Raw genomic sequence first — 11,004 nt, 5'->3', positions numbered from 1 at the left:
GTCGCCGCTCACGCCGACGCCCGCCCGGTCGAGGGCAAGCCGGCCGCGGTCGCGGTGCAGGGTGACAAGCTGATCCCGCACGGTGTGCAGGGCGCGCAGTCGAAGATCGACCTGAACGGCGAGCAGCTGGCTAACGCGAAGGCGATCATCGCGGCGACGAAGAAGGCTGGTCTGCCGGAGCGGGCCGCGGTGATCTCGATCGCCACGTCGCTGCAGGAGTCGAAGCTGGAGAACCTGGGTCACCTGGGCGACAAGAACGATCATGACTCGCTGGGCCTGTTCCAGCAGCGCCCCTCGAGTGGTTGGGGCACGCCGGAGCAGATCACCGACCCCGAGTACGCCACCCTGGCGTTCGAGAAGGGTCTGAAGCAGGTCGACGGCTGGCAGGACATGCCGCTGACCGAGGCCGCCCAGACCGTGCAGGTCTCGGCCTACCCGGACGCCTACGCCCAGTGGGAGCAGCAGGCCGCCGACATCGTCGGCCAGCACTGGAACAGCTGACCCTAGAACGAACCGCTGGCCGGCACCCCGAACGATGGGGTGCCGGCCAGCGGCGTTTCCGGATCTTGGCTAGTTGTTGTCCGTAGGTGGCGAACGGCAACTTGCCATGATCGCGACACGTCGGCAGCCCCATCCGGGTGAACGCGGCGGCGTACCTGCAGTGGGGGCGTCGCGGGCGGGGGTTGGATGCGGGCATGGACGAGGTGGACGCCGCGGCGTTGCGGCGGGCGTACGAGTCGGTGCTCGCGGAGGTGGACACGGGCGGGTTCGGGCCGCCCCCGGACGGGGAGTTGAGCGCCGAGCAGATCGTGGCGCACCTCGCCGCCAACGACGAGCTGATGAGCGAGGCGACCGAGGCGGTGCTGGCCGGCTCGCCGTTCGCCTACTACGACCTGGAGACGATCCACCGGCCGCAGCTCGACGCGCTGGTCTCCGAGTGCGGCGGCCTGGACGGGCTCGCGGCACTGCTCCGGGCCACCAGCCAGAAGCTGTGCGTCCTCGCCGACCGGCTCGGCCCGGCCGCCGAGACCCCGGTCGACACCGTGCTGCGGGAGGGCTTCGACCTGGACGTGGATGAGTCCCTGCCCTGGGGGCGGGCGCTCGACCTGCACACCCGCGTCCACCTTCCCATGCACCTGGCCCAGCTCCGCGCCCTCCGCCGCCAGCCCCACCTCGCCTGATAACGACGACTAGGCGGGGGCGGGGACCCCGCGGAAGGTGCGGCGGTAGGCCGTCGGGGCGACCCCGACCCGGGAGTGGAAGTGCTGGCGCAGGGCGGCGGTGGTGCCGAAGCCGGCGTGCCGGGCGATCTGGTCGATCGTCAGATCCGTGCTCTCCAGCAGCACCCGGGCGTGTTCGGTGCGCTGCTGGAGCAGCCACTGCGCCGGGCTCAGCCCGGTCTCGGAGCGGAAGTGCCGGGTGAAGGTGCGCACGCTCATCCGCGCGTGTGCGGCCAGTTCCCGCAGGGCTACCGGTTCGTGCAGGCGCTGCCGGGCCCACTCCCGGGTGGCCGCGGTGCCGGTCTCGGCGGTCCGCGGCACGGGGCGCTCGATGTACTGGGCCTGGCCGCCGTCGCGCCACGGGGGCACCACGCAGCGCCGGGCCGCCCGGTTGGCCACGGCACTGCCGTGGTCGGTGCGGATGACGTGCAGGCAGAGGTCGATGCCGGCGGCCACGCCGGCCGAGGTGAGCACGTCGCCGTTGTCGAGGAAGAGCACGTCCGGGTCGAGGTCCACGTGGGGGTGGAACCGGCGGAACCGGTCCGCGTACGCCCAGTGGGTGGTCGCCCGCCGGCCGTCGAGCAGGCCGGCGGCGGCCAGCACGAACGCGCCCGTGCAGATCGACATGATGCGGGCGCCCCGGTCGTGGGCCGCGCGCAGCGCCGCCGCCACCTCCGGGTCCAGTGTCCCGTCGGTCAGTGGCGGGCCGTCGTGGATGCCGGGGACGAGAACCGTGTCGGCGGTGTCCAGCAGCTCCAGTCCGTGGTCGGGCACGACCTGGAAGCCGGCGGTGCTGCGGATGGGCCGGCCGCCCGGGGTGCAGACCTCGACGCGGTAGAGCGGCGTCAGGTCCCCGGTGCGGGCGGTGCCGAAGACCTGGGACGGGGTGCCCAGGTCGAGGCCGACCACGTCGTCGAGGGCGAGCACCGCGATCCGGTGCGGCACGACAGTCATGGCCCGATTATTGCGCATGATGGCTTTCCGGCCACTCGTCGCGCGGGGCCGCCCCGCCGAGACTCGGAACGTGACCCGACACCGTCTGCATCCGGCCTGGCTCGTGGCCGGCGTCTCGTTCGTCGCCCTGGTCGGCGCCGCCGGATTCCGCGCCACCCCGGGCGTGCTGCTGCACCCGCTGCACGCCGAGTTCGGCTGGCCGCTGGCCACCATCTCCGCCGCCGTCTCGGTCAACCTCATGCTCTACGGGCTCACCGCCCCGTTCGCCGCCGCGCTGATGGACCGGTTCGGCATCCGACGGGTGGTCGCCGGCGCGCTGCTGCTGGTGGCCCTGGGCAGCGCGCTGACCGTGGGGATGACCGCGAGCTGGCAGCTGATCCTCTGCTGGGGCGTGCTGGTGGGGCTGGGCACCGGCTCGATGGCGCTGGCCTTCGTGGCGACGGTCACCGGGCGCTGGTTCGTCAAGCGTCGCGGTCTGGTCACCGGCGTGCTCACCGCGGGTGGTGCCGCGGGCCAGCTGGTGTTCCTCCCGCTGGTCGCCGTGCTGGTGCGCGACCACGGCTGGCGGGTGGCGGCGCTGGTCGTGGCCGGGGCCGCGCTGGCGGTCGTACCCCTGGTGGTGTGGCTGCTCCGCGAGCACCCGGCGGATCTCGGGCAGCCCGCCTACGGCGGAACCGAGGTGGTGGCCCCCGCGCCGCCGGCCGGCGGGGCGGCGGCCCGGGCGGTCGGCGCGCTGGCCGCCGCCGCGCGAACCCGGCCGTTCTGGCTGCTCGCGGGAGGCTTCGCGATCTGTGGGGCGACCACCAACGGCCTGGTCGGCACCCACTTCGTGCCGGCGGCGCACGACCACGGCATGACGGAGACCACCGCGGCCGGCCTGCTCGCCCTGGTCGGGCTCTTCGACATCGTCGGCACGGTGGCCTCCGGCTGGCTCACCGACCGGGTGGACAGCCGGCTGCTGCTCGGCGCCTACTACGCGCTGCGCGGCGCCTCGCTGCTGGTGCTGCCGAGCCTCTTCGCCGACTCCGCGCAGCCGAGCATGCTGGTCTTCATCGTCTTCTACGGCCTGGACTGGGTGGCCACCGTGCCGCCCACCGTGGCGCTGTGCCGGGAGTGGTTCGGCGCGTCCGGCGCGGTGGTCTTCGGCTGGGTGTTCGCTGCCCACCAGGTCGGCGCGGCGCTCGCCGCGACTGGGGCCGGCCTGGTCCGCGACCGGCTCGGCGACTACGCCCCGGCCTGGTACGTGGCCGGGGCCCTGTCGATCGGCGCGGCTGGGCTCTCCCTGCTGCTGCGCCGCCGGGGGGACGAGCCCGCGTTCGCCCTGCCCGTCGCGGTCGGCCGCCGGGCCTGGAGCTACCGGGGCTGACGGGTCAGCTGAGCGCCCACTGCTGCTCGGGGGCGCCGTTGCAGGGGGCCTGTTCGAGCTTGCTCCCGGCCTGGGTGCCGGCGTCGTCGACCTGCGCGCACTTGCCGCTGTGCACGGCGACCAGCAGCACCGGGCCGGACCCGGTCGGGTTGAGCTTCCACTGCTGGTTGGCCTGGCCGTTGCAGGACCACTGCACCAGTTGGGTGCCGTCGTCGGTGCCCTGCCCGTAGACGTCCAGGCACTTGCTGCTGGCCGCGTTGACCAGGAAGTAGGTGTCGGCGGCCACCGGGGTGACGACCCACTGCTGCTCCGGCCCGCCGGAGCAGTCGGCCAGCGCGGCGTTCGCGCCCTCCGGGTCCTCGCCGGTCACACCGAGGCAGAGGTTGGAGGGGACCCCGCGGATCACCTTCGGGGTGGCCACGGGTGCCGCCGGTGTGGTCGGCGCGGCGCTCGGCGAGGGCGCGGCCGTGGTGGGGGCGGGCGCCGTCGTGGCCGCGGCCGGGCTCGACTCGCTCGCCGCCGGGGTCGGCACGGCCGCGGCCGGCACCACCGGCTCGTCCCCGCCGCCGCCGAGCACGCCGGTGGCGAAGAACACCCCCAGGAGTACGCCGACCACGGCGACGCCCAGCGCGATCCGCATCAGCGGGTCCTGCGGCAGCCTGCGGCGGGCCGGCCGGCGACCGCCGTAGACGGTGCCGGACGGATCGGAGCGCGGGTCGGTCATGGGGGCATCCTGACCCACCGGACCGCTCGAGAGCCAGTCGCCCCGGCGGCCGGGTGACTCAGTCGACGACCTTTACGTCCTTCCAGAACGCCACCCGGTCGCGCACCATCTCGGCCTCCGGCTTCGGCTCCGGGTAGTACCAGACGGCGTCCGGGCTGGTGGCGCCCGCGTGTTCAAGCGTGTAGTAGGAGGCGGTGCCCTTCCACGGGCAGACCGTGTGGGTGTCGGAGTCGCGGATCAGGTCGTCGCGCAGGGCCGAACGGGGGAAGTAGTGGTTGCCCTCGACCAGCACGGTGTCGTCACTCTCCGCGACGACCAGGTCGTTCCAGACGGCTTTCGGCATGCCCCCAACGCTATGCCGGGGTTCGGGCGGCGGCCACCGCTCAGCGTGCCGGTTCCGGATCGGTGACGTCGGCGACGGTCGCGTCGAGCGCGGCGAGGGCGGCGTCGGCGTCCACCGCCACGGCCACCCCGTGCTCGCCCGCGCCGAGGGTGATCTCCCGCCCGCGCAGCCGTTCGTCGGCGACCACGGGCCACGCGGTGCTGGCGCCGAACGGGGTGATGGTGCCCCGCTCGTAGCCGGTGGCCGCCCGGGCCGCCGCCGCGTCCGGCATGGACATCCGGCTCACCCCGAGCAGTTGGCGCAGCTTCGGCCAGGAGACCACCCGGTCGCCGGGGGTGAGCACGAACAGGTGATCGTCCTGGCCGCGGCGGACCACGATCGTCTTGACCACGTCAGGGACCGCGACGCCGCGTGCCGCCGCCGCCTCGGCGAGGCTGCCCACCGGGCCGTGCCGGATCACCCGGTAGGGCAGGCCGGCGGCGTCCAGGGCGGTGAGCGCGGGGGAGGACATGCCCGCCACGGTAACCCGCGGATCTCCGGGCGGCCTCGAAAAGGCCACCGTGGACATCCCACGAATTGTCGTACCCAGGCGTAAGGTCATCTCATGCACGCTGTCCGTGATCATGAGCGGGCGGTGGGCGCGCTGCGGCGGTCATACGCCGCGGTGCCCGCCGGAGAACCCGTACGGCTGGCCAAGCAGACCTCCAACCTCTTCCGACCCCGATCCGCGCCGCGCACCCCGGGCCTGGATGTGAGTGGGCTCACCGGGGTGCTGTCCGTCGACCCGGATGCCCGCACCGCCGACGTGCAGGGCATGTGCACCTACGAGGACCTGGTCGACGCGACCCTGCCGCACAACCTGATGCCGCTGGTCGTGCCGCAGCTGCGCACGATCACCCTGGGCGGGGCGGTGACCGGGCTGGGCATCGAGTCCACCTCGTTCCGCAACGGCCTGCCGCACGAGTCGGTGACCGAGCTGGACATCCTCACCGGCGATGGTGAGCTGGTCACGGCCCGGCCGGTGGGCGAGCACGCCGACCTGTTCCGGGCCTTCCCCAACTCGCTGGGCAGCCTCGGCTACTCCACCCGGCTGCGCATCGAGCTGCAACCCGTCCGCCGCTACGTGGCGCTGCGCAACATCCGGTTCAGCCGGCTGGAGGAGCTGACCGACGCGATCGCCGAGGTGGTCGCCAAGGGCTCCTGGGAGGGTGAGCCGGTCGACGCGATGGACGGGGTGGTGTTCAGCCCCGGCGAGGCGTACCTGGTGCTGGCCACGTTCACCGACGAGGCCGACGGCCGGCCCAGCGACTACACCGGCCAGGACATCTACTACCGCTCGCTGCGCCGGCGCACCCGCGACGTGCTCACCACCTACGACTACCTGTGGCGCTGGGACACCGACTGGTTCTGGTGCTCGGCGGCGTTCGGGGTGCAGCACCCGGTGGTCCGCCGGCTCTGGCCGCAGCGCTACCGGCGCAGCGACTTCTACCACCGGCTGGTGCGGCTGGAACACCGGCACCAGGTGGCCGCCCGGATCGACCGCTGGCGGGGCCGGCCGGCCCGGGAGCGGGTCGTGCAGGACGTGGAGATCCCGCTCGCCGGCACCGCCGACTTCCTGCGCTGGTTCGCCCGGACGGTGCAGATGACGCCGGTGTGGCTCTGCCCGCTGCGGCTGCGGGAGCCGGCCGGCCCGGGATCCGCCCGGGCCTGGCCGCTGTATCCCCTCCAGCCGGGCGAAACCTATGTGAACATCGGTTTCTGGGGGAGCGTGCCGATCGCCGAGGGCGCCGCCGACGGTGACGTCAACCGGGAGATCGAGCGCGCGGTGTCGGAGGCGGGCGGGCACAAGTCGCTCTACTCCGACGCGTACTACGACCGGGCGGCGTTCGACCGGCTCTACGGCGGGGAGACCTGGCGCGCGGTGAAGGAACGCTACGACCCGGACCACCGGCTGACCGGACTGTACGAGAAGGCGGTAGCGAGAGCATGAGTCTGACCGACCGAACTCCCGGGGCGGCGAGTGCCCCGGCCGGCCCGCCGGCGGGGGGCCGGCGTGGCGGACCGACCGTGGCGGATGTGGTCCGCGCGGTCACCACGGGCGACCTGCCCGTGCGCATCACCGGATACGACGGCAGCGCGGTCGGCCCGGCCGACGCCGGGATCACCCTTGCGATCCGCACCGAGCGCGGGCTGTCCTACCTGCTCACCGCACCGGGCGACCTGGGCATGGCCCGGGCCTACGTGAGCGGCGACCTCGGGCTGGAGGGCGTCCACCCGGGCGACCCCTACGAGGCGTTGCGTGTGCTCAAGGACGAGATGCCGCTGCGGATGCCGCCGGTGGGCGAGGCGCTCGCCCTGGTCAAGGGCCTCGGCTGGGAGCGTCTGCTGCCCCCGCCGCCCCCGCCGCAGGAGGCCGCGCCGCGCTGGAAGCGGGTGGTGAACGGGCTGCGCCACTCCCGGGTCCGCGACAGCAATGCCATCTCCCATCACTACGACGTCTCGAACGCCTTCTACGAGAAGGTGCTCGGCCCGTCGATGACGTACACCTGCGCGGTCTTCCGCAGCCCCACCGACACCCTCGAGGAGGCGCAGCGGGCCAAGTACGACCTGGTCGCCGGCAAGCTGGCGCTGAAGCCGGGGATGCGGCTGCTCGACGTCGGCTGCGGCTGGGGCGGCATGGTCCGGCACGCGGCGCGCGAGTACGGCGTCAAGGCGCTCGGTGTCACCCTGTCGCGGGCGCAGGCCGAGTGGGCGCAGGCCGCGATCGAGCGGGAGGGGCTGGGTGACCTGGCCGAGGTGCGCCACCTCGACTACCGGGACGCCCCGCGCGAGCAGTTCGACGCGATCTCCTCGATCGGGTTGACCGAGCACATCGGGGTGCGCAACTACCCGGCCTACTTCGGGGCGCTGCGCAGCCGGCTCAAGCCGGGCGGCCGGCTGCTCAACCACTGCATCACCCGGGCGGACAACCGGGCCCCGCACCGCTCCGGCGCGTTCATCGACCGGTACGTCTTCCCCGACGGCGAGCTGGCCGGCCCGGGCCGCCTGATCAGCGAGATCCACGACGCCGGGCTCGAGGTGCACCACGAGGAGAACCTGCGCCAGCACTACGCGCTGACGCTGGCCGGCTGGTGCCGCAACCTCGTCGAGCACTGGGACTTCTGCGTGGGCGAGGTGGGCGCGGGCACCGCCCGGGTCTGGGGCCTCTACATGGCCGGCTCCCGGATGGCCTTCGAGCGCAACGGCATCCAGCTGCACCAGGTGCTCGCCACCCACAACGGCCCGGACGGGGTGAACGGCTACCCGCTGCGTCCCGACTGGACGCCCTGACGTACCCCGTTCCGACGAGAGGCCGCGCGGACCGCGCGGCCTTTCGTCGTGAAATCGGCGGTGCGGCCGGTCAACCTTCGGGCGGGTCCCGTCGTCCTTGGTGACGACGAGAGGAGCGCCGGTGTGGCGGAAGAGAAGCTTCGAAGGGCTGGACGCCCTCGTCGCGGAGCGTGGCGGTGCGCTGCTCGCGACGGCGGTGCTGCTGACCGGTAGCCGGGTCGCCGGGGAGGACCTGGTGCAGGCGGCGCTGGAACGGCTGATGCGCAACTGGCACCGGGTGCACGGCGACCGGGAGGGCTACCTGCGCCGCACGCTGTACCACCTGGCGGTGGACCGCTGGCGGCTGCGCCGGCGCCGGCCGGAGGTGCTGGCCGAGGTGGAACCACCGGGCCAGCCGGACGGCACCGAGGCGCTGCACCTGCGGCAGGCGCTCGTGCAGGCGCTGAACCTGCTGCCGCCTCGGCAGCGGGCCGTGCTCGTGCTGCGCTACTGGGAGCAGTTGAGCGAGGCGGAGGCCGCCGAGGTGCTCGGCTGCTCCGTCGGCACGGTCAAGTCGACCGCCTCCCGGGGGCTGACCCGGCTACGTGAACTCACCGCGGACTGGGCGCTCGAAGGCGCCGGGATGAATGGAGCACGCAGATGACCATCGACATCGAGGACCAGCTCGCCGCCGGGATGCGGGAGCAGGCCACCGACCTGACGCTCACGCGCGACGTGCTCGGCGCGGCCACCCGCCGTCACCGGCGGCGTACCGCCCTGCACCGCACCGCGTACGCCGCGGGGGTGGTAGGTGTGGCCGGTGCGCTGACGGCGGCGCTGACCGTCGGTGCCCCCGGCGACACCGGCTCGTCCGGGCCGGTCGCCGGACGGTCGGCACCCGCGGCGGCCCAGCAGTCGCCGCAGCTGCGCCTGGCCGCCGCTGCGGCGGCCAGCGAGAACATCAGCTACCGGGTGAAGGTCACCACCACCAACAAGGACAAGCTTCCGCCGTCGGGTGAACTGCCCGAGCCGGTGCTCAGGAGCTGGGTGACGAAGGGCGCGCTCGATCCGGCGACGGCCACCGGCTACCTGGAGAAGGTGACCACCGGAGGGCTCGTTCCGCCCATGTACACCAGCTTCCCCCACGAGCGCCTGGTCGATGGCGTCAAGTACGTCGGTGCTCCGAACGGCAGCGTGGGAAGCAAGGGCGAGATCGTCTGGACCCGGGAGAAGGGGAAGCAGGACAGCCTCGACTACGACCTTGCGATGGGCGGCAAGCTGGGCGCCTCGGCGGATCCGGGGGAGCTGTTCCGGGTGCTGCGGCAGGCCGGGGCCACGGTCAGCGACAACCCCGGCGGTGGCTACCACTTCGAGGTCACGGTGCATGACACCGCCCAGGGGGTCGCCGACGACAAGCTGGTCGGCGACGTGACGATCGGCGCGGACAAGCGGATCAAGACGGTGGCCTACGACCGTGTGGCGCGGTGGCAACTCAATGGCGACTTCACCTACCACCTGCATGTGCTGGTGGAGTTCTCGGACTACGGTCTCCCGGTGAAGGTCGAGGTGCCGGCGAACGCTCTGGTCCTCGGCAAGTAGCTGCCACGAAAGGCCGCGCGGACCGCGCGGCCTTTCGTCAAACCTATTGACGAAGAAGTTTTGTACGTACAAACTGATTTTGCCATGAGAGACGTCCTGTACCTGGAAGAGCGCGAGCAGGCCGAAGCCCTGCTCAAGCCGCAGCGCATCGAGGTGCTGCGGCAGCTCGCCGAACCCCGCACCTGCACCGAGATCGCGGCCCGGCTCGAGCAGACGCCGCAGCGCGTCTACTACCACGTCAAGCAGCTGGTCGCGGCCGGGCTGGCCGAGCAGGTCGCCGAGCGGCGGGTGCGCGGCATCAGCGAGGGCATCTACCAGGCCGTCGCCCGGTCCTACTGGCTCTCGCCCCGGCTGGTCGGCCGGATCGGCGGCGCACGCCGGGCGCAGGACGAGCTGAGCCTGGGCTACCTGCTCGATCTCATGGAGGAGGTCCAGGCGGACGTGGCCGCGCTGGACCGCACCGCCCCCGAGTTGCCGTCGATCGGTGTCTCCGGCGAGATCCGGGTGCCCGCCGAGCGGCGGCAGGAGTTCCTGCACGACCTGCAGTCGACGCTGCGGGACCTTTTCACGCGCTACGGCGGCGCTGAGGGGGATGCCTTCAAGCTCGCCGTGGCCTGCTACCCGAAGGGCGACAACCATGAGTGACCTGCTGACCGTCCGGGCCCGCCTCGCCGCGCCGGTCGAGACCGTGCGCAACGCGCTGACCGACCCGGCCGAGCTGCGCGTGTGGCTCGCCGAGCACGCCGAGGTCGAGCTGCCCCGGCGCTACGAGTTCTGGGGCCGTTACACGCCCGAGGGCGCCGAGCCGCACCAGCGCCTGCTGCACGCCGACGAGCGGACGCTGCGCTTCGCCTGGACGCTCGACGGGGTGGAGACCACCACCGAGTTCGAGCTGACGCCGGAGGACAAGGACACCCTGCTGACTCTGCGGCAGAGCCACTTCAGCTTCGAGGAGGCGATGAGCGGCAGCAGCATCCGCGGGGTCCTGCAGACCTTCTGGGCGCTCTCGATCGCCAACCTCAACGCCCACCTGGAGGGGCGCCCGCTGCTGCCGCGCACCGACTTCACCTCCGCCGACCTGCGCGGCGAGGTGCTGATCGACGCGCCGATGGACAAGGTGTGGACCTCGCTGACCGACTCGGAGCAGGCCAGCGCCTGGTTCGGCTTCCCCATCGGCATCGAGCCCTGGGTCGGCGGCCGCTACGCCATGGGCGGCTTCGACGCCGGCTACGCGGCCAAGGTGGTCGACCTGACCCCGGGCAAGGCGATCTCCGTCGACTGGGGACCGACCGGGGTCAGCACCTGGGAGCTGGCCGAGTCCGGCGGCCGGACGAAGCTGACCTTCGTGCAGTCCGGCTTCGACCAGGGCAACCCGCCCTACGCGGCCTGGACCGGGAGCGTGGCCGGGCTCGCCGAGCTGCGCCGCTTCCACGAGATGGCCGACTGGCAGCCGATCTGGCTGGCCGAGGAGATGCCCAGCAACGCCTGA

13 protein-coding genes are annotated in these 11,004 nt (G+C 72.9%); 9 read left to right on the top strand and 4 right to left on the bottom strand.

Going from position 1 to position 11,004, the window contains the following annotated elements:
- Together ABZW14_RS16165 and ABZW14_RS16160 are read left to right on the top strand one after the other, a co-directional pair.
- A partial coding sequence (locus ABZW14_RS16165) for a hypothetical protein (protein ID WP_355346271.1) occupies positions 1-501 on the top strand: 501 nt, incomplete at its 5' end.
- Between the two features lie 203 nt (positions 502-704).
- Positions 705-1,181, top strand: coding sequence for a hypothetical protein (locus ABZW14_RS16160; protein WP_355346289.1), 477 nt, complete (start codon positions 705-707; stop codon positions 1,179-1,181).
- Positions 1,182-1,190: 9 nt separating this feature from the next.
- Here the strand turns inward: ABZW14_RS16160 and ABZW14_RS16155 are convergent, their stop codons facing one another.
- A complete protein-coding gene (locus tag ABZW14_RS16155) occupies positions 1,191-2,192 on the bottom strand; it encodes a helix-turn-helix domain-containing protein (protein ID WP_355346268.1) in 1,002 nt (333 codons plus the stop codon).
- Positions 2,193-2,244: 52 nt separating this feature from the next.
- Between ABZW14_RS16155 and ABZW14_RS16150 the strand changes: the two genes are divergently transcribed.
- Complete coding sequence (locus tag ABZW14_RS16150) at positions 2,245-3,540, top strand: MFS transporter (protein WP_355346265.1); 1,296 nt, start codon at positions 2,245-2,247, stop codon at positions 3,538-3,540.
- A gap of 4 nt (positions 3,541-3,544) precedes the next feature.
- Here ABZW14_RS16150 and ABZW14_RS16145 read toward each other — a convergent pair whose 3' ends face one another.
- Genes ABZW14_RS16145 through ABZW14_RS16135 form a run of 3 tightly spaced genes read right to left on the bottom strand, consistent with a single transcriptional unit; the run spans position 3,545 to position 5,118 of the window.
- The gene (locus ABZW14_RS16145) at positions 3,545-4,264 is read right to left on the bottom strand and encodes an RICIN domain-containing protein (RefSeq protein WP_355346262.1); all 720 of its coding nucleotides are present in this window, start codon (positions 4,262-4,264) and stop codon (positions 3,545-3,547) included.
- Positions 4,265-4,322: 58 nt separating this feature from the next.
- Positions 4,323-4,607, bottom strand: coding sequence for a DUF427 domain-containing protein (locus tag ABZW14_RS16140; RefSeq protein WP_355346259.1), 285 nt, complete (start codon positions 4,605-4,607; stop codon positions 4,323-4,325).
- A 40-nt stretch (positions 4,608-4,647) separates the two neighbouring features.
- On the bottom strand, positions 4,648-5,118 hold the full coding sequence (locus ABZW14_RS16135; RefSeq protein WP_355346256.1) for a YbaK/EbsC family protein: 471 nt from the start codon (positions 5,116-5,118) through the stop codon (positions 4,648-4,650).
- Positions 5,119-5,211: 93 nt separating this feature from the next.
- Between ABZW14_RS16135 and ABZW14_RS16130 the strand changes: the two genes are divergently transcribed.
- The 6 genes from ABZW14_RS16130 (at position 5,212) to ABZW14_RS16105 (ending at position 11,004) form a co-directional block, all read left to right on the top strand.
- Positions 5,212-6,597, top strand: coding sequence for an FAD-binding oxidoreductase (locus ABZW14_RS16130; protein ID WP_355346253.1), 1,386 nt, complete (start codon positions 5,212-5,214; stop codon positions 6,595-6,597).
- Entirely contained in the window at positions 6,594-7,937 is a 1,344-nt protein-coding gene (locus ABZW14_RS16125) for a class I SAM-dependent methyltransferase (RefSeq protein ID WP_355346250.1), read from the top strand. The genes ABZW14_RS16130 and ABZW14_RS16125 overlap by 4 nt, the downstream gene beginning before the upstream one ends.
- A gap of 121 nt (positions 7,938-8,058) precedes the next feature.
- Positions 8,059-8,580, top strand: a complete 522-nt coding sequence (locus ABZW14_RS16120; RefSeq protein WP_355346247.1) for a SigE family RNA polymerase sigma factor — start codon at positions 8,059-8,061, stop codon at positions 8,578-8,580.
- Positions 8,577-9,515: a hypothetical protein gene (locus tag ABZW14_RS16115; RefSeq protein ID WP_355346244.1), complete on the top strand. Its 939-nt coding sequence runs from the start codon at positions 8,577-8,579 to the stop codon at positions 9,513-9,515. The genes ABZW14_RS16120 and ABZW14_RS16115 overlap by 4 nt, the downstream gene beginning before the upstream one ends.
- 84 nt (positions 9,516-9,599) lie before the next feature.
- Entirely contained in the window at positions 9,600-10,160 is a 561-nt protein-coding gene (locus tag ABZW14_RS16110) for a helix-turn-helix domain-containing protein (protein ID WP_151465244.1), read from the top strand.
- Positions 10,153-11,004, top strand: coding sequence for an SRPBCC family protein (locus ABZW14_RS16105; protein ID WP_355346241.1), 852 nt, complete (start codon positions 10,153-10,155; stop codon positions 11,002-11,004). The genes ABZW14_RS16110 and ABZW14_RS16105 overlap by 8 nt, the downstream gene beginning before the upstream one ends.

Source organism: Micromonospora sp. NPDC004551, from assembly GCF_040609975.1.
In the GTDB taxonomy this organism is placed as follows: domain Bacteria; phylum Actinomycetota; class Actinomycetes; order Mycobacteriales; family Micromonosporaceae; genus Micromonospora.
Note: the sequence above shows the minus strand (reverse complement) of the source record. Positions and strands in the feature narration are given on the sequence as shown.

Coding starts and splice junctions, on each gene's coding strand:
- ABZW14_RS16145 (WP_355346262.1), bottom strand. CDS start 4,264: ATGACCGACCCGCGCTCCGATCCGTCCGGCACCGTCTACGGCGGTCGC.
- ABZW14_RS16135 (WP_355346256.1), bottom strand. CDS start 5,118: ATGTCCTCCCCCGCGCTCACCGCCCTGGACGCCGCCGGCCTGCCCTAC.
- ABZW14_RS16105 (WP_355346241.1), top strand. CDS start 10,153: ATGAGTGACCTGCTGACCGTCCGGGCCCGCCTCGCCGCGCCGGTCGAG.
- ABZW14_RS16125 (WP_355346250.1), top strand. CDS start 6,594: ATGAGTCTGACCGACCGAACTCCCGGGGCGGCGAGTGCCCCGGCCGGC.
- ABZW14_RS16115 (WP_355346244.1), top strand. CDS start 8,577: ATGACCATCGACATCGAGGACCAGCTCGCCGCCGGGATGCGGGAGCAG.
- ABZW14_RS16155 (WP_355346268.1), bottom strand. CDS start 2,192: ATGCGCAATAATCGGGCCATGACTGTCGTGCCGCACCGGATCGCGGTG.
- ABZW14_RS16110 (WP_151465244.1), top strand. CDS start 9,600: ATGAGAGACGTCCTGTACCTGGAAGAGCGCGAGCAGGCCGAAGCCCTG.
- ABZW14_RS16130 (WP_355346253.1), top strand. CDS start 5,212: ATGCACGCTGTCCGTGATCATGAGCGGGCGGTGGGCGCGCTGCGGCGG.
- ABZW14_RS16140 (WP_355346259.1), bottom strand. CDS start 4,607: ATGCCGAAAGCCGTCTGGAACGACCTGGTCGTCGCGGAGAGTGACGAC.